Source organism: Melghiribacillus thermohalophilus, from assembly GCF_004342905.1.
Lineage (GTDB): Bacteria > Bacillota > Bacilli > Bacillales > Alkalibacillaceae > Melghiribacillus > Melghiribacillus thermohalophilus.
Map to the genome: position 1 here is coordinate 21,064 of NZ_SMAN01000003.1, position 26,492 is coordinate 47,555.

Below are 26,492 nucleotides of genomic sequence, written 5' to 3' on the forward strand. Positions count from 1 at the left end.
AAGGACTGTGGTATCACAGTCCTTTCTTATAAAATAAAGATTGTTCCTTCTCCTCTGAAACAGTTTCAGGATCGTTTTCTTCATGCGGGATTGGTGTTACATGCTCTTTTTGATATACTCCTTCTCCCTGTTTTCTTTTATAAAAAAGGGATTTCCACTTTTCACGCAACATCTTTAGGGACAGAGTATGGAGACTCTCTTCCGGTGGAAATGGATCATCAAGATGATTGACGAATAACGTAATTTTTAGTTTGGTGCCGGGTTCATCCATATAATACGTGCCCAATTTGACCAGATCCGCTTTATGAAATAAATCATGAATACGCAGATTGATTTGCTGATAGCTATTCATATCGATATCCTTTGTATAGCCAATGTTCAGGATCAACTCTTTTCCTTCTGTAAAATCAAAGGGCAAATAGGGTTCAGAAATGATATGTTTTAAGGGTTCGTTGAACACGTCGCCTTCAATGGTGTGAAGAAAGAGAGGCCCGTCGCTTCTTTTTACAAACGATTGGATATCGCTGACATCAATATTCATTTCTCCGGGTGTATCCACGAGTTCCATCATGGAATGGATACATGACTCCTCAAAGGCGACAAATTTTTCATGGGCTTCTTTCATCGGAGTGCCGGGCTCAATCTTTTCCATCATGCCATCGCCGAGGTAGTAGATCATGCCGTCACACCACTTTTTCATTAAGTAATATTGACGAATAGCTGTTCGGGCCCGCTGCTTCCCTTCAAAACGGTACGGGAACCGGAAAACTGCAATCAGGAGTCCGCACCGTTCCCGGATTGTATGGATTCTCTCCAGTAAACGTTCATTGTCTTCCGCATTTCCGCCGACAAACTGATAAAAACAAATATCATTGACTGATAGATTTTCTGCCAGGGAAGGCTTCTGCCCCAATTGAGAATGTTTGATCTTATAAACGTTAGCGTGCCTATCCTTCATACATGTTCACCACTTTTTTTAGCTCCATTATATAGAATGAAGACTGAAAACGTTGTCACGAACTGTCCGAAGGTTATGACTAATTTTGGAGAATAATAGTTTTTAAACTTGAAATCAACTGCTATACTTCAGAAGGCCTGTTCTGTTTTTGAATATAAAGAGACTGGTCAGCGAGTTGAATTAAATCCAATGGCTGATGGGTATTTTCAGGAATGAGAGTGGCTGCACCAATACTTACCGTTAAATATGGCCCGCTTTCGGATTTTTCATGGGGAATTCCCAATTCCTCAATGCTCCTGCACAATTTTTTTGCAACGATGTATGCTCCCGACTGATCCGTACCAGGCAACAAAATGACAAACTCTTCCCCTCCATACCGGGCAATGAAATCTCCAGATCGCTTTAACTGATTTTTTAGGGTATGTGCCACCTTTTTTAAACAGTCGTCACCAGCCAGATGACCGTAAAAATCATTATAGTACTTAAAGTAGTCGATATCTACCATGAGGGCTGACAGAGGTCTTCTTTCTCTCATATTACGCTTCCATTCTTTTTCAAGAATTTCTTCAAAGGACCGCCGGTTTGGAATTCCGGTCAATCCATCCATAGAGGAAAGGTGTTTTAAAATTTCATTTTTCTCTTTCAATTCCCTTTCCAGTTCTTTTCTGGCTGTAATGTCCCGGAAAATAATATGAACAGCCGGCTCTACCCCAAACATGGTGGGAATAGCTGAAACTTCCACAATCATTTTATGATTTGTCAAATCGTATACTGCAAGTTCCGTTTGTTCAAACAACTGATTATGGATAATCATATTCTCCATATTTTCCTTGATGGTTGAATGGTATTTTTCAGGTAAAAAATCATAGATCGTTTTTCCGATTAAATCCGTTCGGTCATTTGCCTTTAATAGCTGAACAGCATGTTTGTTCGCATAAATAATCTTGCCGTTTCTGTGAACGATGTTTCCATCGGGAGAATCTTCAATTAACCGTTTATATCTTGCTTCGCTCTGAAATAATTCTTCCTGAGTCCTCCGTTCCTTTTCATAGGGCTCTTTAATCGTGGACGTATGGAGTCCCTTCAAAAAAAAGTAATACCCGAGGATTTTATAACCGTCCCCCACAACATTTAGCCAGCTAACGTCATATGACAGCACATATGAAAACTCACTTATGGAAAGCAAAAGCAGCGATAAAATAAAATATAATCTCGCTTCTTCTTTTGTTTTTCTATACTGGAGCATTAGGATTATCGTGGTCAAAAAATAGATGAAAGTAGTAACGCCTTCGAGAACGGTTTTTAGAAATGTGGGGCGATTATCTTGTGTGAGAAGATCAGGAAAATTGAGATTAAAATTTAGAAAGACAACTAGAAAAATAAATAAAACAGCTAAGCTAAAAACGAGGTTGCGGCCGATGGTAATTCGATCAGTATCTTTAATGTTAAAAATAACTGCCAAAAAGATCGCAACGGTTAGACGTGCGATCACCCACAGCCAGTTTCGGTCTGGTTCATCCAAAAAAGTCAGAATCAAAGGGCGTTCAGAAATAAAAGTCATGATGTAAAACAAATCAAAGAAGCCTGCCGCAAAAAACATAGCTGCAACATAAAGCCTGTGCTGTGAATAGGAAAACGGATAGGACAGCCAGCCTTCAAACGCGATTGCAAAGGCTACTGAAATACTTAAAAACTGTAGAAAAATATGTATACCGAGATAATCAGTGATAATCAGGTTCTGATGGATCAGCCAGATGGCAACATAGAAAATCATAAAGAAAACAGCAACTGCGGATATTCTCTTCTCTTTATTCATAATGGATTCCAGCTGTTTTAGCATTCTGATCCCCTTCACTACAAAAATATGGAGCCTTTATCAATCATTTCGAATCACTTGTCCACACGAATAAAAGCCCATCCGAAAAAGATGGACTTCTGTCTTCACCTTCTCCGGCAACCCGGCCACCATAGTTAAATTTTACCTTAGGTCCGTAGGTTTTGCGTCCCTGTTTTTCAACAGGTTTGCCTTTATCCAGGAACAAATTTCATTTTATCTAGTTATCTGGGTCTATTTTACCACTTTTTGACGATTTTTCAAAATAATTTTAAGAATATTTTTATTTTTTATGTTGCCAATAGGGTTAACTTGATTATGTTAAATAAAACGACGCCTAATCCATCCATTTGACTTCGTGATATTGTTTCAGATCCTTTGTCAGTCTGAAAAGTGCATCGTCTTTCATTTTTGCTTCGATCATACAATCAACTTGCCCGGTTGTCCCATTCATTTTCCGAATCAGATTCATAAACATGTCCGGGTCGATATAGTCTGCATGATGTCTGAACTGTTTATTGCTTTTCGGGCTGGATATATGAATTTTAACCGGAAGAGGTGAGTTCGCCCACGTCTTTAAGATTCGTTCCCAGTTTTCATGCCAGTTTTTTTTCCCTGGATTCGCCAGATGATGATGAATATCAAAAACCATCGGTATATTTAATTTCTCGCAAATGTATAGGACATCCTCTTCATGATATGTTTGATCATCATTCTCAATCAACATCATTTTTTGAATGGGATGGGGAATTTTCCCCCAGTTGTCAATTAATCGTTCAAGGGCATCCGTTTTTCCCCCATGTTTTCCTCCCAAATGGATCACACAGCGATGTACAGGGTCGATCTTCATTCCCTTTAGTAGCCGGTAGTGATAGATAAGGTTTTGAACAGCTTGTTTAAATACTTCTTTTCTGTGACTGTTTAAAACGACATAATGATCCGGATGAAAGTCCAGTCGCATATGATGTTCTCTAGCATACTGTCCGAGATTGTTCAATTCATTTCTGACCGCATGTAAATAATTCCATCCGGAGAGCTCTTCATGGGTAGCCAGGGGAATCAGTCTGGAACTTAACCGAAAAAAACGAATATCATTGGCTTTGTTATGTTTCAACAGACGCAGTGAATTCACCATATTTGATTTTGCGATTTGTTCCAGGTGAAAAATGGCACTTTCTCGATCTGGCAGGTTTTTAAAGGTGGAAAATGTCATCGTTTGAGACGGGGAACAATTTTTAATATGGACACTCATGGCTACATAACCAAGTCGAAACAATGTTTTCATTTTATCACCCGAAGTGTTGATTATCATCATGTATTACAGTTTTTGCAGTAGGATTCATATGATTCAATGAGGCCCAGTAGACGAAACTCTTTTTTTGTCATTCCGCCTGTTTGGGGCAAATGATGATCCCGCTGAAATTGCTTTACGCTGTCTTCCGTTTGTGAATCAAAAATTCCGTTTACTTTTCCATTATAATAGCCCTCTCCTTTCAGGCGTTGCTGAACTAACAGAACAAGCGATCCTTTCGATCCTCTTGATATGTTTCGAAACGGAATGGGTCCTGTAATTTTAACAGGTGTTCCAACAGGTACTTTTTCGTATAAATCTTCTACATCAATATTTTTCATCCGAATACATCCGCTGCTGACCCTTTTCCCAATCAACCATGGCTGGTTTGTTCCGTGTATGCCGTAATTTCCCCATGGCACATTAAGACCCAGCCACCTGGAGCCAAATCCTCCTCCCCATCCGGATGATTTTTCAACAATGATAAATTCTCCAATGGGTGTCGGTGTATCCTTTTTTCCTGGTGCAATCGGATAGTCGTTCAGAATGTTATCCCCTCTTTTTAAAGTCAATGTATTTGACCATAGATTCACCTCTATATGAAGTGTTTCCTGATCCTCCTGCCGGGAAGCATCCATATGTCCAGGAGTAGCTGTTGAAATGACAAACAACAGTAAGAGGGAAGCCCGGATCCATTTTTTCATACCATCACCTTTGTTGTCTGTTTTTTGTTTAGTTTGTGTTTATAAAGTTACAGTATTCAGGTATGCCAGCGTTGCCTTCCACGCAAAACGGAATCTGCCATGTCTACAATCGTTCATATCTGTATTAGGGATTACGTTTCCGTGCCTTTTAATTTGATCTCGAAGTTTACGGAAGGATGAATGTTTGCATTTTTTAAATAGGACTCAAAGGAATCGCCTATTTTTTTCCACTGTTCTGGATTTTCTTTTTCAAGCTTGCTGCTTAGCTCAAGCAGGTCTGATTGTGTTCGATGCAACATAACTGGAACTCTTTTTTGAATCAGTTCTAAAAACTCTTCCTCAAATTCTTTTTCCAGTGATTTTAATGGAATTTTGTTCTTAACCTTGCCGTCCCCGCACGTATATTCTGAAAGGTAAGCCTCTAATTCCACCATACCGTTTATGATCAGCTTATCCCCTTCAATTTTAGGTTTTAAGTCCGGTTTATTTTTAATAACATCGAGTGCGACAGAACCTTTAGCCGTTTTTGGACAGCTCATATAAAGACTGGCATGGTCAATTGATCTGGATAAAACAGCAACAAGCAGGCTCTCATCATGACTTAAGGAATCAATATATTTGCCTTCTTTGAATACAGCAGTGCCAGTAACTTCAGAATTTTTCTTATCTCCTTTCTCCTCTACCAGCGGAACAAAAAATACTTTGCCCTCGTGAATAGAGCGAGAAATGTCACCTATATCAGACGTGATTACCCTTCCTGAATGTTCTGTATGTTCGATCATACTCTCTAAATATTTGGATACAAAACTGTTCCCCACTTCTTGCATCATTAATAATTCAATCGGATCTCCTGCAGAAACTATCACTTGCGTTGTTCTCCTCATGTCGGGATCACGCAGAAAATGACTGATAATATTGTCGATTCCTTTCTTCGCCTGTTCCCTTCCGATCACCAGAATATGCAAGTTCGCATAAAAAGGGTCCCCAATGATTTTCGTTTGAACAAAATGTAGCGGGATCTCGATTGATGGGTGAACAATTTCCTCCTGAGCTACCTTTGTCTGTTGCCCGGCACTTCCCTCCTGCTGGCTGGTGGATCCTCCTGAAAAAGCTAAATATTCAATGCCGATGCGGTAACCCTCTTCATGCTCTGCAATAGCAAGTCCAGTTATAATCATCCGATCCCGTAAGCGTTCAAAGTCCCAGCATCCGGTTAACATTGCCGTCATGGTGATAACGATGACAGAAAGTAACATGTTTTTCATTGAGAATTCACCTTTCGCTTGATCGTATCAATCAGTAACAGAAGAGGGAATGCGAAAAAGACGAAGCATAGATTTACATAATTTAAATACATAGCATATTCTCGAGCCTTTTCAATATTATCAGGATAAAGTGATATCAGAAATGTAATTGTACAAGCGACTGCTATCCATACCATATTTTTCTTCTTTGAAACATAGCTGATACCTGTGCTTCCTGCGTACAGGGTAACCGTATGTACTGTAAAAGCGTAAATGATCCAATAAATTAAATAGAAAATATGAAATCGTTCCAGCATCGGAAATTGTATCAAGCGCGCAAATTCTATACTTGGATATTCAATGTAATTCAATTCTACCGTTCCGAATAGCGTGACGGAAAGAATAAACAGTGTCAAGGATATCCACAATATCAGGGATATGCCAAGAAAGATTCCCTTTTTTAAGGATGAGTGATTTCTGACATAAGGAAAGAAATAAACAACGACGAAAATAAACAAAAATGGGTAAAAAGAAACAGCAGATCCTTGAATGACATTGATCTGTTCAGAAATAATAGGGGTCAACTCTTCAAAACGTGCTTTATTGATGACAAGAAACATAATCATGGTCATCGTCAGCAAAATGATTGGCTGCAATATTTCATTGATATATACTATGGTCTCTGTTCCCCGGGTTAATGTGTAAAACAAAACGAACAACATGAATAAAATGATAACCATTGCCGGGGTGTGAAACAACATGTAATTAATAATCCCATCGGCCAGCAGTCTTAAGCTTAGGCTTGTCCCTACAATCATCATCAATGATAGAAATAAAATAAACAGACTTCCAGCCCATTTTCCAAGGATGTGTGTCGTTATTTCAAAAATGGACAACCCGGGATATCTTTCCGGCAGGATGATGATCAACCGCATGTACAAATAGATGATCAGTGCAGTAGCCACGAGAAACAGCCACCCCGTCTGTTCGGTCTGTTCATTTATCATCCGAGGTAATGTGTTGATTCCGACTGGGGCGGAGGCTACGATAATCCAGGTAATTTGAGTCGTTGATAACGAAAGTGATCTTTGCATATAAATTTTTCACCTAACCTCTTTTAAGCGGTTTCCAGTCCCCTTTACTTTTTTTTCTGGACAGATAGGATGGTTTGACTGTTCTCCAGCGGAGAGGAAACAACAAAAACTGATCAATCCAGTTTCTGTAACTGGTCGGGGCAAATGGAGTTAAGTATGGAATTCCAAAACTTTTCTGACTGGCTAAATGAACAGTCAAAACCATTGTCCCAAGTACAAAACCATATAGTCCAAGAAATCCCGCTGCAGCTACAAGCAAAAAACGCAAAAGACGAAACGAATAAGCCATCGAATATTGTGGGGAGCTGAATGATGCCATTGTCGTAATCGCCACAACAATTAATGTGATGGGGCTGACCAGATTTGCCTGGACAGCGGATTCACCGATCACAATTCCACCAACGATACCTACCGTTTGGCCGAGTGGTTTGGGGAGACGTATACCTGCTTCCCGAAAAATTTCAATCGTTAATTCCATTAATAATAGTTCCCAGATAACCGGAAAAGGCACCTGTGTTCGAGATTGAGCTATGGAAACCAATAAATCAGAAGGAATCAGTCCCGGGTTATAGTGTATAAGAGCGATATATAGGCCTGGCAGAAAAATACTGATAAAAAAGGCAAAAACCCTCACCAGTCGGATCATGGAACTGACATACCACTTTTCATAGTAGTCATCCATATTCTGAATCGTCTCAAAAAAGGTGAATGGTATGAGAATGGCAAATGGTGAATTCTGCGTCAATATCGCTATCTTTCCGTCATTAATTGATTGCGCAGTGGAATCTGGTCTTTCAGTTATTCGGGATAACGGAAAAATGGACCATTCATTATCTTCCAGCCATTGTTTCAGTTCACTAGATGAGAGAATGCTATCTGTTTCAATCTCTTTGAGACGCTGCTTCACTTCTTCGAGGACCTCAGGAAGATGAATGTGTTCAAGATAAACGATAGCCACTTTTGTCTTTGTCAGAGCACCAACTTCCATATGCTCTACGCGAAAATTTTTATCCTGTACATACCTTCTCAGCAGACCGATGTTTACCGAAAGGGATTCTACATATCCTTCTTTTGTCCCCTTAACAGTTGTTTCCACTGTCGGCTGTTCCGGGTTTCGGAATGGAAATTTCTCTGCCTGAAAAATACAATACGCAGAATCTCTTTCTAAAAGAAGCACAACATGCCCCTGAAGTAGGTTATCAACGATTATCTGTATATCTTCTGTTATTTGGACATCTCTTATGAGAAAGGTTTCTTGAATCCGCTGGCTGTTTAACTGTTTTTCTTTTCCCTGTTCATCAATCCATGGAAAAATCACTTCATTAATTTCTTTAGGATCAGTGATGTTATTGAAGTATATTAGAGCCCCTTTCTGTCCCGTTAATGTTTCAAAACTTCTTGATGAAAGATCTTGCGTGTTTCCAAACTGGTTAAAAATCTCTTTCATTTGCTCATCTATTGACTTTGTCTGTTTCAAGCACACCACTCCGAAAGCAAGAGTCATTATTCCTCATTTATTCTTTCTGTATCTGAACGAAATTATGAATGTTTTTTCCACTAAAAAACCTCTGCTGATTTACCAGCAGAGGTTTCATAATTGATTCACTGATAGAAAATATCAAAATGTTCCCACATGTTTTCAAGCTCATCTAATTTTTTGCTGATATCGACTTTTTTGCTCCGTCCGATCTGGGATATCAATGCGTTTAACAGACTCAAAGGTGCCACAAAGGAATCAATAAATGATGGCATACGGCTTGATGCGGTTAATGGGATGTCGGCGTTCGGAATGAGAGGTGACAAAAGATTATCGGTAATGGCAATGGTTGTTGCTCCCCTTTCCCTGGCAAAGGCAAAACTGTTCACCGTACTTTTCGTATACCTTGGAAAACTGATGCCCACAACTACATCTTTTTTATTCAGGTTGTTAAATTTTTCTGATATCAATTCATACGATGTAATAAATTCCACATTATCCAGCATGATTCTTAAATAATATTCAAGAAATATGCCCAGTGACATGGCGCTGCGATTCGCCACGATATAAATTTTCCTCGCATCAAGCAGTGCCTGGACGGCTTTTTCAAAAGATGGAATGTCAAGCTGCTCAATCGTTGACTGAATATTAGTGATATCGTCCTGAAAAATTTCGACAATCATCTTTTCGCTCTTATTCCCCTTATAGATCATATCTGACATCTGCAAACGTTCAGTTGTGGTCATCTGCTTTTTTAGGGAATCCTGCAAATCCTGCTGAAACTCAGGGAATCCTGAATAGCCAAGAAAGGTGGCAAACCGGACGACGGTTGCCTGGCTGACCCCAACCATCCTGGCCAGTTTCCCGACGGTTAAAAACGGAACGGTATTCGGGTTTTTCAGGATGTACTTCGCAATTTTTTCCTGTGATTTGCTCATGTCTGGAATTTTTTCTGCAATGTAACGGTATATATGATTCATGAAATTTCCATTACCTCCTCAGTTGTTTCAATACGGTTTCGTGGGCTTCAACCGTACGGGCAATATCCTCCCCTGTATGGACGACTGACATGGAATAACGGTTCAGCGGTTTCGTATATATGCCAAGTCGAAGCAGTTTTTGATCGATCTCTTTCCGGATTTTTGCGTTTGCTTTTATTGTATCTCGATAATTTTGTATCGGTTCTTTCGTCAGCATAATATTAAAGATGCTGCCCATCCCAACGGTCTGCATGTCAAAGCCATATTTAGCATATACCATTTCCAGCTGATTTCTCAACATGTGTGTAGCTGAAATGAGGCGATCCATCTGTCCTTCTTCTTCCAGAACTTCAATGGTAGCAAGACCTGCAGCAAGAACGGTTGGATGCCCATTATACGTTCCGCTATGAAACAACACTTCTTTTTTTCCGTTTTTACTTCCGGTTGTTAAAATATCCTTTCCGTCTTCAGGGGCACTGATCATCATGATTTCTTTTCTTCCGCCGACAGCACCGACAGGAAATCCCCCGCCCAGCACTTTACCCAGCGCAGTCAGATCCGGGACGATGTCATAAACCTTTTGAGCGCCCCCCATTGACATGCGAAATCCTGTTTTGACTTCATCGAATATGAGCAATATACCGAGTTCTTGTGTAATGGTTCGAATGCCTTTAATAAATTCTGGATTGGCCGGAATAAATCCTGCCTGAACCGGTTCTAAGATGACGGCAGCCAGTTCATCCTTATGTTTTCTCAAAATTTGCTCTGTCGCTTCCAGATTATTAAATGGAAGAATGATGGTGTTCTGTCTGAAATAATCAGGAATCCCTTTCGATTCCGGGACTGCTTTAGGTTCAGTTTCCGATCCGGCTTCACTCAGATCGGGATTCACACTGAGTAAAAATTCGTTTGTTCCCCCGTGGTAATGACCTTCGAATTTGGCGATTTTTGGTTTTTCGGTATAAGCGATAGCCATCCGGGTTGCCAGCATCGTTGCTTCAAGGCCCGAGTTTGTATAACGCACCATTTCAATCCCTGGTATGATCTCCACCAGTTTTTGTGCCATTTTGGTTTCCAGAACATGAGGGGTACCAAAAATCGTCGTTCCGGATTCTCTCATCTGCTGAAATACCGCATCATATACTCGCTTGTGACCATGACCGAGTATGAGTGCACCATAGCAAAGCAAATAATCAATATATTCATTGCCGTCTACATCATACAGTTTACTTCCCTGTCCTCTTTCCATCATAATGGGATGAGGCTCAAAAAATTTAATATTCGCTGTCACACCACCCGGAATAACTTCTTTTGCCTGCAAATACAGCTCCTCAGACTTTCCGGTTTGACCATAAAGGTCCGGTTCATACACCTTTGCCACGTTCATTCTCCTCCTAAAAAATGAAATAAATCATTTCTTTATTTATATTTTATGAAATATTTATTACATTATGAATGATTATGTTCAATTTATCAACCCTTTACGAAACATTTATTTCATAATATTTATGGATCAAAAGCAAAAGATATAATTAAAAGGAGGAAAAGAGATGAGAAATGATCAAAAGAAAGAAGTGAAAACGAATGCACCGGTAGAGCCGGAATATCATGTTCAGGCAACAGGTATATATTCGGACCGAAGGAAAGCGTATCCCGGGGATTCTGTCAAGGACCATAAAGATTTAGAAGCGGTCAATGAACAGGTGACCGGGGATGAAATCAAACAGCAAAACAATCATTTATAATACCCAGACATGTGTCACATTCATCGCCATTGATGAGATAGTGGAGGACGGAAATATGAAACCCTTTGTACCCGATATGGTATTTTTTGAACCGGATTCATTGAACTACCCTCTTGGAGAAACATTAGTTGAGCATTATCGGAAATTAAATATTCCTGTCAGGCAAACTACATCCCATAATCAAGTACGTGGAATCCCTGGCGATACAGCATTGCAGCAATATCGTAATGCCAAACGTACACTTGTGGTAGGGCTAAAAAAGTCCCTGAAGTTTGAACCATCCCTTCCTTCAGCTGAATACGCCCTCCCCCTCGCAACCGGGTGCATGGCCCACTGCCATTATTGCTACCTGCAAACGACTCTCGGCAAAAAACCTTATATCAGGGTTTATGTCAACGTCGATGACATTTTAAAACGAGCAGAACAATATATTCAAGAGCGTGAACCTGAAATCACCCGGTTTGACGCATCATGTACATCCGATATCGTAGGTGTTGAGCATATCACCGGATCTTTAAAACGGGCCATTGAATTTATGGGAAAACAAACGAACGGCCGGCTTCGTTTTGTCACCAAGTTTGAGCATGTGGATTCCCTGCTGGATGCAGAACACAATGGACATACCCGCTTCCGTTTCAGCATCAATACCGATTATGTCATCAAATATCTAGAGCCGGGGACTTCAAGGATGGACGGGAGAATGGCAGCAGCCAACAAAGTGGCTGCTGCCGGTTATCCCCTCGGATTTATCGTCGCACCGATTATCCGATACGACGGCTGGATGAACGATTACGAAACACTGTTTCAGAAACTGAAGGAAAGACTTCGATATAAACCGGAAAATGATCTGACCTTTGAATTGATTCAGCACCGTTATACGATGACCGCCAAAAAAATTATTCAGGAACGTTATCCGAATACACAACTGCGTATGGAAGAAAGTGAACGCCAGAAAAAATACGGACGATATGGAAGAGTGAAGTATGTCTATCCAAAAATGCAGGCACAGGAAATCAAGGATCATATTACTGGACTTGTCCACGACTACTTCCCAGATGCCAGAGTCGAATATTTTACATGAATCGAATGAGGATGGACATAAAGACATGGACAAAAAAAACGCAAACAAGCATTCTTATTTGGACGAGGTAAAAATAGGAAGATCCCCTGGAGAATAGTAAGAGGAGAACGTCCTGAAGGCAGGGGGATGAGCTGATCGGGAACCCTCTGGACGAGTCCGTGGAAAGCAAAGTAACAAGACAAAGTATAATGAGAAAAAGGATCCGAACTCATTCATGTATCCATTGCATTTTGTTCGGATCCTTCATTTTTTTCAGTTTGGCCCCTGTCATCATTCTTTTTTTACAAAACGTTTTTTAATTGATTTAAAAAAATGTCCATTTCTTCATCGGTTCCTATACTGACTCTTAGATAATGGTTTATTCTGGGCCTGTCAAAGTAACGGACGTATATATTGTTTGCTTTTAATTGTTGATACAGTTGTCCTGCGTTAACTCCGGAGTGGGTTATAAAAATAAAATTAGCCTGTGAGTCAATCACGTTAAACCCGAGCTGTTTCAGTTCATCAGTGACTCGATTTCTCGTACGGATAATCTTTGCACGAGTTTTTTGGAAGTAAGCTTCATCCTGAAAAGAAGCCCGGGCACCTGCGATAGCCAGTCTGTCAATCGTATAGGAATTAAACGAATTTTTGATCCTGTTTAGTCCTTCAATCAGATTGTTGCGTCCCAGGGCATAACCAACTCTAAGTCCTGCAAGTGAACGTGATTTCGACATCGTCTGAATGACGAGAAGCTGATCATAACGATCAAGCAGGTTTATTGCTGATTCTCCACCGAAATCAATATACGCTTCATCTACAATTACCACATTGTCGGGATTATGAATCAATATTTGTTCAATGGCCTCAAGATTTAAATATTTTCCTGTGGGAGCATTCGGATTGGGGAAAATGACTCCCCCTTTTGCATGAAAAAATGGTTCAACAGGAATGGAAAAATCATCGGTAAGAGGTACGGTTCTGGCTTCAAGCTGAAACAAACGGGCATATACCGGGTAAAAACTATACGTAATATCGGGAAACATAACCGGTTTTCCCGGATCAAAAAAAGCCATAAAAGAAAAAGCCAGAACCTCATCTGACCCATTACCTACAAATACTTGATTTTTATTCACTCCGTAATAATCCCCGATGGTTTCTCGCAAATCATCCACTGACGGCGGCGGGTATAAGCGGAGTGAGTCATTCAGCTGCCGTGAAATGGCCTGTGTGACCTCTGGGGATGGAGGATATGGATTTTCATTCGTATTCAATTTAATCACATCGGAAGTTGAAGGCTGCTCGCCCGGGACATATGGGTCGGTCTGTTTGACCAGTTGACTCCAGTATTTGCTCAACGTTATTCCTCGCCTTCCGTTTTTGATGGCTTTTGATTACCTGCGTGTCTTTTGGATAGCTCTTTCTTTAAATCTTTCGGGCTCACTCCCTGTTCTACCATCAGCACCAGGGAATGATAAATTAAATCGGACAGTTCATAAGTCAGTTCGTTTTTATCATGATTTTTAGCTCCAATGATCACTTCACTGGTTTCCTCGCCTACTTTTTTCAGAATTTTATCAAGGCCTTCCCGGAATAAATAACTCGTATACGAACCTTCTTCGGGGTTTACCTTTCGGTTCAGCAAATATTGATATAAATCCGAAACAATATCGGGATTATAAGTTTCATAATCTTGATGAGTATATAGATTTCGGAAAAAACAGCTTCTCTCTCCTGTGTGACAGGCGACTCCCTTTTGTTCTACCTGTATAAGGAGTGTATCCCTGTCACAGTCGTACTGAATTTGTTTCACATCCTGAATATGTCCGGATGTTTCCCCTTTGTTCCACAGCTTTTGCCTGCTGCGGCTATAAAACCAGGTGGTTTTCGTCTCCAGGGTTTTGGTTAGGGATTCTTTATTCATATATCCGAGCATTAAAACCTTACCAGAATAAATATCCTGAATAATTGCCGGAATCAGTCCCTGTTCATCAAATGTCAATTCATTGATATCGAACGCCATTATACCCGCCTCACTTCCACGCCATTATCATACAAAAATTGTTTCAAGTCCTTGATCTGAATGTCTCCATAATGAAATACAGAAGCGGCCAGAGCAGCATCCGCTTTGCCATTCTTGAGCACTTCTAAAAAATGTTCTTTTTTGCCCGCTCCCCCGGAAGCAACAACCGGAATACGGACACGTTCCGAAATCGCTTTTGTAATATCAACGCTGTATCCGGTTTTCACTCCATCCGTATCCATCGCATTCAGGACAATTTCACCGGCACCCAGTTGTTCCCCTTTTACGGCCCACTCTCCTGCATCCATTTCGGTATCGACCCGTCCCCCATTGATAAACACGTGCCAGCTCCCATCTTCTGTCTGCTTTGCATCAATGGACAGAACGACACACTGGCGGCCAAACTTTCTGGCGGCTTCCGTGATGATCTCAGGATTCTTCACAGCTGCACTGTTGATGGAAACTTTGTCTGCACCAGCCTTTAATACTTTTCGAAAATCTTCAATTGTACGAATGCCCCCGCCGACTGTAAAAGGTATATGTACTTCTTCAGCGGTTTTTTCGACGACATCCAGAAAAATATCCCGTTCTTCGTTAGAGGCTGTAATGTCATAAAAGACCAGTTCATCGGCACCAAGCTCACTGTACCGTTTGGCCAGAACGACCGGATCATTGACATCCACGATATTTTTAAATTGTTGCCCCTTTACCACTCGTCCATTTCGTACGTCGAGGCAGGGTATGATTCGTTTCGCCAGCATATGCTACACTTCCTTCAACATTTCTTCCAGTTCTATGTTTCCGGTATACAGGGCCTTTCCGATAATCGCTCCATATAAGTTATACTGTTTCAATGTCTGTATATCCTTTTTTGTGGTAATTCCTCCAGAAGCGATAACATCCATCTTTACAGCCTCATTGATCGCCTGTAGTTCCTGAAAATTTGGCCCCGACAGCATCCCATCTTTCGCGATATCCGTATAAATGATTGTTTTCAGGCCAAGGTCCTCCAGTTTTCTGGCAAAATCAACAGCTCGTACATTACTTGTTTTCGTCCATCCATCCGTTGCCACAAAGCCATTTTTAGCATCTATGGATACGGCAAGTTTCCTTGAGAAACGTTGAATAGCTTGTTTTAAAAAGTTTTCGTGTTGCAGGGCGCTTGTTCCAGTGATCACCCGCCGAACTCCCGCATCAAGATAGCTTTCGATTTGTTCGATGGAACGGATCCCGCCTCCGACTTGAACAGGTATATTGACGGACTGAACAATCGATTGTATCACAGGTAAATTTTCAGCTTTCCCTGTTAAAGCCCCATCCAGATCGACGAGATGCAAGTATTCGCCTCCCTTGCTAGCCCATTTTTTGGCCATTTCTGCCGGGTCCCCATACACCTCTTCTTGATCATATTGACCCTGCATAAGACGTACACATTTTCCATTTCGAATATCTATGGCTGGAAAAATAATCATGGGATCAACTCCACAAAGTTTTTCAGTAATTTCATGCCGGTTTCACTGCTTTTTTCCGGGTGGAACTGCATGCCGATGACATGTTCTTTTCTCGATGCGGAAGAAAAAGGGATTCCGTATTTTGTGAAAAACAGGGTCTCGTCCTCTTGTTTCGGTTTGACAAAATAGGAATGGACAAAGTATACATACTCTTCATCGCCAATGTTTTTCATCATCGGATCCGACCGATTTGGATTTTTGATCAATTGATTCCACCCCATATGTGGCACTTTGAGATCGTGGGCAAATGGAACCACTTCCCCTTTAAGTATTCCTAATCCATCCCATTCTCCGTCTTCAAAACTTTTTTCGTACAGCAGCTGGTAGCCCAGGCAAATTCCGAGAAGAGGCTTTCCTTTATCGGCGTGTTCTTTAATCGGTTCTACGAGATTGAGCCTGCTCAGGGTATCCATAGCGTCCTTAAAGGCACCTACTCCAGGCAAAATAAGTGCCCTGCTTTGTTTCAATGTATCTGGGTCTGAACGGATCTCTGCCTGAACACCGAGTCTTCCGAAAGCATGTTTGACATTTTTCAAATTGCCCGCACCGTAATCAATAATCGTAATCATCCGTTTCTCCTCTTTCCATCAAATGTAATGCACTCCTTACAGCATTCCTTTGGTAGAAGGAACACCTTTTCGGTCTCCGTCTATTTTGCTTGCTTGAGAAAGTGCCCTGCCAAACCCTTTAAAAATGGATTCAATCATATGGTGTCCATTTGTCCCATATTGCACATTAATATGCAACGTAATCATCGAATGATTGACAAAGGCACGGAAAAATTCCTCCACCAGCTGGGTATCAAACTTCCCAACTTTTTCCACAGGGATGTCCGCATTAAAATGCAGAAAGGGCCTGCCGCTGATATCGACGGATACCACGGAAAGGGACTCATCCATCGGTGTAAAGGCAGTTGCATATCTTCTGATCCCTTCTTTTGTTCCAATGGCCTTCCGAAATGCCTGTCCCAGCACTATTCCTGTATCTTCCACGGTATGGTGATCATCGACATAAAGATCACCATCACACGTGACGGTTAGGCCAAACCGTCCATGGCTGGCGAACAGGGTCAGCATATGGTCAAAAAATCCAATTCCTGTATCTATTTTGGGCTGCCTGTCTTCTTCCAGGTTGAATGTTACTTCAATGTTTGTTTCTGTGGTCTGCCTGCTAATATCCGCTTTTCGCATCATTTTTCCCCCTTCGTTGATCTTAACCTTTGTGCCCGTTTTTAATCGTCAAAGCGAATATGGATGGCATTCTCATGGGCGGTCAATCCTTCCATTCTCGCTAGTGCCGTAATTTCTCCCTTTGCCTGATATAGTTGTTCTCTGCTGTAATGAATGACACTCGTTTTCTTGAGAAAATCATAGACACCAAGGGGAGATGAAAATCTGGCTGTTCCACTGGTCGGCAGGGTGTGATTGGGTCCTGCAAAATAATCGCCAAGGGGTTCAGGGGAGTATTCTCCAAGAAACACCGCTCCAGCATGCCGGACTTTTGCCAGATGGAGTGTTGGCTCAGAAATCATCAGTTCCAGGTGTTCAGGAGCGATTTGATTGGCGATTTGAAAGGCCGATTCCAGATGATCAACGATAAAAATTTTCCCATGGTTTTGCATGGATGCGGCAGCAATTTCTTTGCGTTCAAGCTGATCAAGCTGATGGATTACTTCCTGCTGAACTTCCTCTGCCAGTGGCAGCGAGTCTGTGATCAATATCGCACTTGCCTCTTCATCGTGTTCTGCCTGTGAGAGAAGGTCAGCAGCGATGTATTTCGCATTCGCCCCGCTCTCAGCAATGATACAAATTTCACTCGGACCGGCTACCATGTCAATATCCACATGGCCAAAAACCATCCGCTTAGCCCGAGCAACAAAAATATTTCCCGGCCCAACAATTTTGTCGACCGCGTTGATTGTCTCCGTACCAAAGGCCAGAGCACCAATGGCCTGAGCCCCGCCTGCTTTCAGAATTTCATCTACACCTGCAATTTGTGCAGCAGCCAGTGTATAGGGGCTAACGCTTCCTGACTGATCCGGAGGAGTAACCATGACAACATATTTTACGCCAGCCACTTTGGCCGGGATGGCATTCATTAAAACGGATGAAGGGTAGACCGCTTTTCCGCCGGGAATGTATAGACCAGCCCGTTCGATCGGCCTGATTAGCTGGCCGAGGATCATCCCTTGAGTCCCATCATCCAGCCAGGTCTTCTCTAACTGTTTCTCATGAAAACGTCTGATATTATCAGCTGCTTTTTGTAAAACCGCCTTTTCCTGTTCAGAAACCTGCCGGAGCGCTTCTTCGATTTCACTTTCAGAAACCTTAATCGAGGAAAGAGTCACTCCATCAAACTGTTTCGTATAATTGAACAATGCCTGGTCTCCATTTTGCCTTACATCATTGATGATTTTCTGCACGGCCAGGTCGATATCTTCATAAGGATCATAATCCCTTTTAACATGTGCCGATACGATCTGATCCATTCGTTTGTCATCAACTCTGATAAGCTTCATCATGATCCTCTTCCCCCTTTGTTGCCAGCACATGTTTCATATCCTCAACGAGCCGGTGAATTCGATGGGATTTCGTTTTAAAACTGGCTTTATTGACAATGAGTCTGGCACTGATATCTGTTATATCCTCAATGACTCTCAATCCATTTTCTTTCAGGGTGCGTCCGGTTTCCACGATATCAACAATGACGTCCGATAGTCCCATTAAAGGTGCCAGTTCAACCGATCCACTCAAGTAGATTGTATCGACGGCAATTCCTTTTTTATAAAAATAATCCTTCGCCACTTTTGGATATTTTGACGCAACCGTCAATTTATGATAGGAGGTAGATTGAATCTGGTTCAATCCTGCTACCGAAAACTTGCACTTTCCGAATCCGAGATCCATAATTTCATAGACATCGGCTTCTTTTTCAAGCAAGGTGTCTTTTCCGACAATCCCCATATCAGCTGCGCCCTTTTCCACATAGGTGGGGACATCATTGGCTTTAACAAGAACGACTTTCAACTTCTGAACCGGTTCTTCGAAAATTAATTTTCTGCTATTTTCACTCCACCCGTTAAACTGAATGCCAATCTCACGTAAGAGATCCATGGTCTCACTGGCTAAACGTCCTTTTGCTAATGCTATATTCATATAATCCATCCTATGGCCTCCTATTTCTGCAGAACATCTTGCAGGAAGGATTCAACATCTTTAAAGGTCTTGTGTGTCCGATCTGGCTGAACCAGGTGCAGCTTTTCATCCAGAACAGCCAGCTCATAAAGAATATTCCGACCTTCTCTGTTGGCGATGTGATCTTCGTATCGATCATTTTCTAAAAACTCAGTTTCAACGACTAACCCCTGTTCCCTGAGCAGACTTGCAATTTTCATCCCATTTTTAATATTCCGCTCATGAAACATAATGCAGAAATCCGTTCCATGAATTGGTGCGTTTTGACTATTTCGCTGGGCATCCAGCAAGGCATCGATATAAATGGCAAATCCGGTAGCCGGGAGATCCCTTCCGAATTGTCGCGCCAAATGATCATATCGTCCTCCAACCACAACAGGTTTTCCATATCCCTGAACATACCCCTGAAAGATGATGCCGGTATAATAATTCAAATGATTGATTAATCCGAGATCAATGGAAAGATATTTTTCATATCCAAGTTCAACCAGCATCCGGGACAGATTTTTCAATTTATCCAGTTCCTGTTTCATCTCGTCGTTGATTAGAAGCTCCTCTGCTTTGGAGAACACTTCTTCGGGCTGCCCGTAAAGCTTTGGAAACTTAAGGATGATTTCTTTAAACCTGTTTTCTATATTTAATTGACTTAATCTCTTTTCCAGTTCAAAGAAATTTTTATGTTCGATCAACTTCTGTATTTCATTGGTAGCCTGTCTGGAAATTTGAATATGTTTCATAAATTCTTTGAAAAATTTTGCCTGGCCCATATCCAGGGTAATATCCTCTAAATCCGCCCTTTTTAATGTTTCCACCGCCAGTGTGATGACCTCCAGATCAGCTTCAAGACCCTCTTTTCCAAAAAATTCAACGCCAGACTGGGTAAATTCACGGCTCTGGGGACTCTGAAAACTGTCATTCATGCGAAAAACGTTTGTGGTATAAGAGAATTTATAATAAGGTTGATGTCCATTATTTTGAGCTGCAATCCGAGCAATCGGAATCGTAGCATCCGGCCGCAAAACAAGAATTTTTCCGTTCTGGTCAATGAGTTTGATCATTTGATCCACATCTATGGTACCTTCGATTTCGGAAAATAAGTCATAATACTCAAAGCTTGGCGTTTCAACCGGATGATAGCCGTACCGCCTAAACAGTTCATTGATCACATAAATTTTATTTTCTTTTAATTCAAGTTCATTGGCCTGGAGATTTGCTGCTCCCTCCGGAACATGGTAGGCTTTATTCATCAACATCATCAGCCCTTTATCGCATCTTTATTATATTATCAATTTATCAATTTATCACTTTATCAAGATGAAGTTATAGTGTATTGTATATTAGGTAAGGGAAAAAAGTCAACTGGTTTCTTTATTTTTATGTTTAAGGCCAGGAACGAGTTGAAGTATGGAACCAGCTGGAAAGGAGATTTTCTCATGTTTGATTACCATGTACACAGTCATTTTTCTGCAGATTGTGATATCCAAATGGAAAAAATGATCCAGAATGCGTTAAAAAAAGGGATTATGGAGATATGTTTTACGGATCATATTGATTTTGACTATCCGGACCCTGATTTTATTTTCGAATTTGACCTTCAAACATATGATCAGCACATCCATCAGATGAGGGAGCATTATGGGCAGGAAATTGCGATCAAAAAAGGAGTTGAAATCGGGATCCAGCCCCATTTAATCGATCGCTATAACGAAGTCTTAAACGAGGAATCCTTTGATTTCATCATTTGTTCGATGCATTCAACCGCAGGCTACGATCTTCATTCCGGGAAATTTTTTGAAGGGAAGACCCTGAATGAAGCCTATGAAACCTATTACACGGAACTATATTACTGTATAAAGTCGTTTAAAAATTATTCGGTCCTCGGTCATCTCGATCTAGTCAAACGGTATCGGTATGATCAGAATGTTCATCATTTTCTTGAAGTGATTGAAGAAATTTTAAAAACCGTGATCACAGATGGAAAGGGAATTGAGGTCAATACGTCAGGCTACAGAAGCGGTCTGGAAAGCGGAATGCCTGACATGGACATCCTCAGACTATATAAAGATCTGAATGGAGAAATCATCACAATCGGTTCCGATTCTCATACCCCGGATACCCTCGGCTATGGGTACCAGAAAACAGTAGAACAGTTAAAAGACATTGGCTTTACGTACATCACCACCTATGAGAAGCAAAAACCAATCTTTCATAAACTATAAATCGAGTGATGCTACCCAAACGGGACTGAAAAAAACGCGTGATTCCTGTTCATGACGGATCAGGATATCACGCGCCTGTTATTTAGGATAAAATGAGCTGTTCGAACTTTTTCTTCTTATCCTTCAGTTCGGCTACATCGATTTGTTCTGATAGACTTTTCAAAAGAGTGTTCACATACTCCTGAACTTCATATATTCTTTGATTTTTTAATTCCTCTACTTTTTGCTGCCACTCCTGGACATAATGTTCGGTAAGCCTTTCACCTTCCCGGTCCAATTCGGCTATGACATAGGGTTCAAGCTCCTTCTTCAACTCTTCCTTCATGACCTCTTTTTCATTTTCTTCAAAAAAGGTTTTCGGATTTTTATAAAAACGAAAGATTCTTTTAAAGGTATTCCCCTGGACGTTTTCAAGAATTGCCTGGAATGTTATGGGCTGAAAATCCGGTTCGTTCATCCCGGAAAAGGACAGACTGTGGTCAACTTCCTGAATCTTTTTCAGCAACTCCTCATTCATATCCGCTAACTTTTGAATGATAAAGCGCTCTAATCGCAAGGTAGTCGCCTGCAGTTCTTGTATGATCTGCTTTTTCATATGCCCAAGCAACTCCTCACAGGCAACGGCCACCTCTTCTCTGCCTTTTTTACCTGCAGATTGAATGACCGACGGATGAAAAGATTCCTTAAACAAATCCGAAAAGCCGAGAAAGAGCCGCTGTTTGATATAATACACGAGTTCCTTGAGTTCATGTTTCACTAATCCCTCATAAGAATCAGCTGAAAACTGAGTGATTGTTTCCGTAATCAGTGACAGGTTTTCCTGATAGACGATCCTTCTCTGCACTTTTTCCCGCTCATCCAGGGATGCTGACTGAATAAATTGAGTCAGGGTCTGATACGTTCGCTGTACATCATGCATCGCTGATTGAATAAACAATCCTGTAAGATCCTTTTGGATGAACTCGTAAAAAGACTGTTCAAATGTGTTTATATTGGATGCGTGTAGTCGTGTTTCATCTCCTCGCTTTCCTTCCAGCGCCCATTTGCTTGAGACCGGGTAAATTCTGGGACTGCGAATGCCGTGAATCGCCAGCTGTCCTTCGACATAAGAAAGAACAAGGTTCAAATCATCCTCATGTTCAGCCAGGTCCGCTGCATTGACCAGGAAAAACATTTTATCAAGGGTAAAGACATCTTTTACCCGACCAAGTTGCTTTAAAAATTCTCGATCTGCCCGGGAAAAGGGGTGATTGTAATAAGTGACAAATAGAATGGCATCGGAATTTTTTATATATTCAAAGGACACATCGGTATGTCTCGCATGAATCGAGTCAGCACCCGGTGTATCAACCAGTGTCATATTGTTTCGGGTAAGTTCACAGTCGTAATAAAGCTCAATGGATTCTACAAAGCACGCTTTTTCTTCATCTGCTATATAGCTCCTGCTTTCTGTTAAGCTTACCTGTATTTCCTTTCCGATATAGGGTCTCATTTTCGGGTAACCTTTTACAAACGCCTGCAAAAAGGACAGGTGCACATGTTCATGGTTTTTAACGGCTCGGACCGGATCTGTTTTTTCCAGCCATGCATGAAGTTCTTCTATGCAGGTCACGTAATCTGGAATATGATCCATCGCCAGCTTCAGGTCATCCCAGAGATCGTTTTCGGTTTTTAATGTCACCCGGGCGGACTGATCCGGGTGCTCCGAATCAGGCGGACTGATTTTATTTATAGCTGCTGTAGTAGGATTGGGAGATACGGGTAAAATCGATTTGCCTAACAGAGCATTTGCAAACGATGATTTTCCAGCACTAAAAGCGCCAAACAAAGCTACGGTGAAATGTTTGTAAACGAGACGTTCCCTTTTATCCTTTAAATCAGCGACAAGAGATGGAAAGCTATTCAGCCCGTTCATCAGTTCTTCAGCTTGCTTGAGTCTCGCTACCATCTCTTCTGCGGTTAATGAATGGTTATCCATTTCCTCGACTGAAATTTTTCCGGTATTCTCGCTATGATTTTCCAGCCGCTTCTCCTTGACTTCCCATGTTCCTTTTTTGGCGTTATGTTCTTGCTCATTGATGACGGCTTCCATGAGCTTAATCTCTTCACCGGATAAGGTGATATCTTTGCTTAACAAATTGTGTAATTTCTCGTTTTTGTTCTTGAGCTCTTGTTCCATTTGCTCGAGTCTCTTCTGGTAACGTTCAGCCTCGATTTCTCTAGCCAGTTCCTGTTCTTTTTCTTTTAAACTATTCTGATTTTGTGCTTCTACGATAGTTAAAAGCTTGTCCAAAAGATGACGGGCAGCTAACTTGTAGACATTTTTTATGTCGTCAGCGACATCATTCGTATAGACGAGTACGTAATCCCCGGTAACCTGTGCTCCAGGTTTGACCAGCTGCTTGAGTCTTTCCTTATCATAAACGACGGCAAACTGCTGGATCTGTTTGGAAAACGTATCGTCATAAATCTGAAATTCTTTGGATTTTTGAACAAACCAGTCACGGATATGCCACTGAATCTGAGATTCCGCCTGTTTAACAAGTGACTGGTAAAACTCATCCAGGCGTCTTTTCTGTTCTTCTGCCGTTTTCTTCCCTGAAAAAAACAAACCGACTTTAAAGCCCTGCTGCATGGACTCCAAATAGTGCTTTGCCTGTTCCCGAACATCAAATGGCATGAGATAAGCATTTTTTAACATATTCTGTAGTTCCTCACGAAATTCGAGTTCGAGCTTTTCTCCTGTTTCTTTCAGCTTTCTGATGGCATCCTGCAGTTCTTTCACATTCTGATCATTCGTTTGATCTGCTTTCAGGCTCTGGATTTGGTCTGATAGTTGGTTTATTTCCTTTTCAAATGATTGTTCGTAATGCTTGATATGATCCTCAATTAGACTCCGAGCAGCGTTCGCGATCGTAGGCCGGATCCATTGATCTTTTGTCTCAAACAGCTGATGGATCTTCGTTTTCAAAGCTTCATATTCATTGTAAGGATGACCAGCCTGTTTCAGGGTTGTAAAAAAAATGCCCTCATAAGAAATATTCCATTTTTGCAACGTTTCCATGAGACTGGACTTAAAACTTTCAAATGAAAGCTCATGGTCCTGGTGTTTATCAATCTGGTTTACGACAATGTAAATCGGTTTTTTCTTTCTGGTCATTTCTAATAGGAATGATAGATTCACTTCTGACTGGACATGATTATAATCCATGACATAAAACAGAATATCGATGACATGCATGTTTGATTCAGTCATGACCCGATCGGCATCATTGGCAGAGTCGATCCCGGGTGTATCAATAATGGCGATCCCATCGGGAAGCGATAGTGCAGAATGGTGTATATCAATTCTGTATATGGAATCCCCATCTTTGCAGAAATCTTTCAGGGACTCCAGATTATATGGCTCCTCATAATCAACTGGTCCTTCTTCTGTATAATAGATTCGGGCAAATCCTGCTCCCTTTTTTATTTTTACAATATTGGCACTCGTTGGAATTGGGCTTGACGGCAATATGTCCTCTCCCAGCAGCTGATTGATCATCGTTGATTTTCCTGCTGAAAAGTGTCCGGAAAATCCAATGACCAGTTCGCTGGTTTTGATTTTTTTAAGTAAATCAATGATCTGTCCGGCCTGAGTCTCATTGCCATCTTTCTTGAATTCTTCATATAGTTTTGTCAGATGATGTATGGTTACATCCTGCAATGCGGTTTCCTTTGTAAGCGTCATTCCATCTTTTCCCCTTTTTCTCTACATTCTTTTCTATTTTACTGAAAGAAGTGCCCGATCCTCAAGTCAAAGGGGGAAAAAACCGCTCTCAGGCATGGACATCCTGATACGAAGGGAGACCGCCCATACCCTCTGCCGTTTGAATGCCATTTACAACCGCATGTTCCATAACAAATGCTGCAAGGTAGCTCACCACATTTAAATCAGCTTCAACTTTGCCTGTACTCATTGTGAAGATCGTATCCCCATCCACAAATGTATGGGAAGGACGCATCGTTCTTGCGAGTCCATCGTGGGCAATGGATGCCAGTTTATTCGCCTGGCCCTTGTTTACAACAGCATTGGTGATGACCGCACCAATCGTAGTGTTTCCCTGAAAACGATTCGTGCTGGCAGTCCATTGTTGCAACAGGATATCTTCTGTATGTAAATAAGTCTGTTTTTCCCGGTCATAGGCTCCTGCGAGCGGCTTTCCTGTTTTCGGATCAATCACATCTCCAAACCCGTTTACTGCCACTATTGCCCCGATCTTTAAATCTCCTATTTTCACCGCATAAGTACCGAGACCGCCTTTCATGGCATAATCAAACCCCTTACATTTTCCCACGCTAGCCCCTAATCCGGCCCCTTTGCTGCCGTCTAACTCTTCTTTTTTTTCGGCATTTTTGCACGCTTCATAACCCAAGTGTTGATCTGGCCTGACAGCAGGATCTCCAGGATAAAGATCAAATAAAATAGCCCCGGTTACAATCGGCACCCTGGCTATCGTTACGTCAAATCCGGCTCCTTTTTCCTCTAAAAACTTCATCACACCGCCGGCCACATCCAGCCCATAGGCACTGCCTCCTGACAAAAATACCCCGTGAATTTTTTCAACGAGATTTTGGGGATCTAATACATCTGTTTCTCTCGTGCCCGGGGAACCACCGCGAACATCGACTCCACCTGTTGCCCCCTCTTCACATAAAATCACCGTGCATCCGGTTAACGCTTTTCTGTTCTCAGCATGGCCTATGTTAAATCCCTCAATGTCATGAATGGTGATTTTTTCCACCTGATCACCTCCAGAATTCTTGAAAACTAATAAGAGACTGTCTCTTTGTAAGAAACAGCCTCTTGTTTGACCATCAAGATTGGAAAAATTTACGGTTTAGTTCAATGTACTCTTTTTCGGCATCAGGAACATCGTCCTCATGGTAAATTGCTTCTACCGGGCAAACGGCCTCGCATGCGCCACAATCAATACAAATGTCCGGATCGATGTAGTACATATCTTCGCCCTCTTCAATGCATTCGACTGGACAAACTTCTACACATTCTGCTGCTTTTTCGTCCTTGCATGGTGATGTAATAACAAATGCCACAGTGAGCCCTCCTTTATGAATATTTTACTACATATATAAGTATATAGTTTGCGGTACATACATG

The 26,492-nt window shown here is 41.4% G+C and carries 24 protein-coding genes and 1 riboswitch; of the genes, 3 read left to right on the forward strand and 21 right to left on the reverse strand.

All coding sequences use genetic code 11. The features are described 5' to 3' along the window. Nucleotides 1-13 precede the first annotated feature (13 nt). From EDD68_RS03740 to EDD68_RS03780, 9 genes are all read right to left on the reverse strand, one after another. Nucleotides 14-958 (reverse strand): FtsZ/tubulin family protein, encoded by a 945-nt coding sequence (locus EDD68_RS03740; RefSeq protein ID WP_132370907.1) that lies wholly within the window; start codon nucleotides 956-958, stop codon nucleotides 14-16. A 121-nt stretch (nucleotides 959-1,079) separates the two neighbouring features. Next, nucleotides 1,080-2,798, reverse strand: coding sequence for a diguanylate cyclase domain-containing protein (locus EDD68_RS03745; protein ID WP_132370908.1), 1,719 nt, complete (start codon nucleotides 2,796-2,798; stop codon nucleotides 1,080-1,082). 109 nt (nucleotides 2,799-2,907) lie between these two features. After that, nucleotides 2,908-2,995, reverse strand: a riboswitch (cyclic di-GMP riboswitch). 134 nt (nucleotides 2,996-3,129) lie between these two features. Further along, entirely contained in the window at nucleotides 3,130-4,077 is a 948-nt protein-coding gene (uvsE, locus tag EDD68_RS03750) for a UV DNA damage repair endonuclease UvsE (protein WP_132370909.1), read from the reverse strand. 26 nt (nucleotides 4,078-4,103) lie between these two features. After that, on the reverse strand, nucleotides 4,104-4,787 hold the full coding sequence (locus EDD68_RS03755) for a L,D-transpeptidase family protein (protein WP_132370910.1): 684 nt from the start codon (nucleotides 4,785-4,787) through the stop codon (nucleotides 4,104-4,106). A gap of 131 nt (nucleotides 4,788-4,918) precedes the next feature. Then, a complete protein-coding gene (locus EDD68_RS03760) occupies nucleotides 4,919-6,052 on the reverse strand; it encodes a Ger(x)C family spore germination protein (RefSeq protein ID WP_132370911.1) in 1,134 nt (377 codons plus the stop codon). Then, entirely contained in the window at nucleotides 6,049-7,125 is a 1,077-nt protein-coding gene (locus EDD68_RS03765) for a GerAB/ArcD/ProY family transporter (protein WP_132370912.1), read from the reverse strand. The genes EDD68_RS03760 and EDD68_RS03765 overlap by 4 nt, the downstream gene beginning before the upstream one ends. 13 nt (nucleotides 7,126-7,138) lie before the next feature. After that, on the reverse strand, nucleotides 7,139-8,602 hold the full coding sequence (locus EDD68_RS03770; RefSeq protein ID WP_165902052.1) for a spore germination protein: 1,464 nt from the start codon (nucleotides 8,600-8,602) through the stop codon (nucleotides 7,139-7,141). A gap of 125 nt (nucleotides 8,603-8,727) precedes the next feature. Beyond that, the gene (locus tag EDD68_RS03775) at nucleotides 8,728-9,582 is read right to left on the reverse strand and encodes a MurR/RpiR family transcriptional regulator (protein WP_132370914.1); all 855 of its coding nucleotides are present in this window, start codon (nucleotides 9,580-9,582) and stop codon (nucleotides 8,728-8,730) included. A gap of 10 nt (nucleotides 9,583-9,592) precedes the next feature. Continuing rightward, on the reverse strand, nucleotides 9,593-10,969 hold the full coding sequence (locus tag EDD68_RS03780; RefSeq protein WP_132370915.1) for an aspartate aminotransferase family protein: 1,377 nt from the start codon (nucleotides 10,967-10,969) through the stop codon (nucleotides 9,593-9,595). Nucleotides 10,970-11,132: 163 nt separating this feature from the next. Between EDD68_RS03780 and EDD68_RS03785 the strand changes: the two genes are divergently transcribed. Beyond that, nucleotides 11,133-11,327, forward strand: coding sequence for a hypothetical protein (locus tag EDD68_RS03785; protein WP_132370916.1), 195 nt, complete (start codon nucleotides 11,133-11,135; stop codon nucleotides 11,325-11,327). A gap of 55 nt (nucleotides 11,328-11,382) precedes the next feature. After that, nucleotides 11,383-12,408: a spore photoproduct lyase gene (splB, locus tag EDD68_RS03790; protein ID WP_132371095.1), complete on the forward strand. Its 1,026-nt coding sequence runs from the start codon at nucleotides 11,383-11,385 to the stop codon at nucleotides 12,406-12,408. Nucleotides 12,409-12,689: 281 nt separating this feature from the next. Here the strand turns inward: splB and hisC are convergent, their stop codons facing one another. Genes hisC through hisZ form a run of 9 tightly spaced genes read right to left on the reverse strand, consistent with a single transcriptional unit; the run spans nucleotide 12,690 to nucleotide 20,368 of the window. Next, entirely contained in the window at nucleotides 12,690-13,745 is a 1,056-nt protein-coding gene (hisC, locus tag EDD68_RS03795) for a histidinol-phosphate transaminase (RefSeq protein ID WP_132370917.1), read from the reverse strand. A 2-nt stretch (nucleotides 13,746-13,747) separates the two neighbouring features. After that, the gene (gene hisIE / locus EDD68_RS03800; RefSeq protein ID WP_132370918.1) at nucleotides 13,748-14,410 is read right to left on the reverse strand and encodes a bifunctional phosphoribosyl-AMP cyclohydrolase/phosphoribosyl-ATP diphosphatase HisIE; all 663 of its coding nucleotides are present in this window, start codon (nucleotides 14,408-14,410) and stop codon (nucleotides 13,748-13,750) included. Then, nucleotides 14,410-15,171 carry an imidazole glycerol phosphate synthase subunit HisF gene (gene hisF, locus EDD68_RS03805; RefSeq protein WP_132370919.1) on the reverse strand — a complete coding sequence of 254 codons (762 nt, stop codon included), beginning with the start codon at nucleotides 15,169-15,171 and terminating at the stop codon, nucleotides 14,410-14,412. The genes hisIE and hisF overlap by 1 nt, the downstream gene beginning before the upstream one ends. Nucleotides 15,172-15,174: 3 nt before the next feature. Next, entirely contained in the window at nucleotides 15,175-15,882 is a 708-nt protein-coding gene (gene hisA, locus EDD68_RS03810; protein WP_132370920.1) for a 1-(5-phosphoribosyl)-5-[(5-phosphoribosylamino)methylideneamino]imidazole-4-carboxamide isomerase, read from the reverse strand. After that, nucleotides 15,879-16,490 (reverse strand): imidazole glycerol phosphate synthase subunit HisH, encoded by a 612-nt coding sequence (gene hisH, locus EDD68_RS03815; RefSeq protein WP_132370921.1) that lies wholly within the window; start codon nucleotides 16,488-16,490, stop codon nucleotides 15,879-15,881. The genes hisA and hisH overlap by 4 nt, the downstream gene beginning before the upstream one ends. 36 nt (nucleotides 16,491-16,526) lie before the next feature. After that, nucleotides 16,527-17,111, reverse strand: a complete 585-nt coding sequence (gene hisB, locus EDD68_RS03820; RefSeq protein ID WP_132370922.1) for an imidazoleglycerol-phosphate dehydratase HisB — start codon at nucleotides 17,109-17,111, stop codon at nucleotides 16,527-16,529. Between the two features lie 41 nt (nucleotides 17,112-17,152). Continuing rightward, entirely contained in the window at nucleotides 17,153-18,439 is a 1,287-nt protein-coding gene (hisD, locus tag EDD68_RS03825) for a histidinol dehydrogenase (RefSeq protein ID WP_132371096.1), read from the reverse strand. Beyond that, a complete protein-coding gene (hisG, locus tag EDD68_RS03830; RefSeq protein WP_132370923.1) occupies nucleotides 18,420-19,085 on the reverse strand; it encodes an ATP phosphoribosyltransferase in 666 nt (221 codons plus the stop codon). Before hisG ends, hisD begins: the two co-directional genes overlap by 20 nt. A gap of 11 nt (nucleotides 19,086-19,096) precedes the next feature. Then, the gene (hisZ, locus tag EDD68_RS03835) at nucleotides 19,097-20,368 is read right to left on the reverse strand and encodes an ATP phosphoribosyltransferase regulatory subunit (RefSeq protein ID WP_207902534.1); all 1,272 of its coding nucleotides are present in this window, start codon (nucleotides 20,366-20,368) and stop codon (nucleotides 19,097-19,099) included. A 180-nt stretch (nucleotides 20,369-20,548) separates the two neighbouring features. Between hisZ and EDD68_RS03840 the strand changes: the two genes are divergently transcribed. Further along, nucleotides 20,549-21,334 carry a histidinol-phosphatase HisJ family protein gene (locus EDD68_RS03840; protein ID WP_132370925.1) on the forward strand — a complete coding sequence of 262 codons (786 nt, stop codon included), beginning with the start codon at nucleotides 20,549-20,551 and terminating at the stop codon, nucleotides 21,332-21,334. Between the two features lie 82 nt (nucleotides 21,335-21,416). Here the strand turns inward: EDD68_RS03840 and EDD68_RS03845 are convergent, their stop codons facing one another. From EDD68_RS03845 to EDD68_RS03855, 3 genes are all read right to left on the reverse strand, one after another. Continuing rightward, nucleotides 21,417-25,064: a dynamin family protein gene (locus EDD68_RS03845; protein WP_132370926.1), complete on the reverse strand. Its 3,648-nt coding sequence runs from the start codon at nucleotides 25,062-25,064 to the stop codon at nucleotides 21,417-21,419. A gap of 88 nt (nucleotides 25,065-25,152) precedes the next feature. Then, nucleotides 25,153-26,118, reverse strand: coding sequence for a P1 family peptidase (locus EDD68_RS03850; protein ID WP_132370927.1), 966 nt, complete (start codon nucleotides 26,116-26,118; stop codon nucleotides 25,153-25,155). Nucleotides 26,119-26,191: 73 nt separating this feature from the next. Next, nucleotides 26,192-26,428, reverse strand: coding sequence for an indolepyruvate ferredoxin oxidoreductase subunit alpha (locus tag EDD68_RS03855; protein WP_132370928.1), 237 nt, complete (start codon nucleotides 26,426-26,428; stop codon nucleotides 26,192-26,194). Nucleotides 26,429-26,492: the final 64 nt, after the last annotated feature.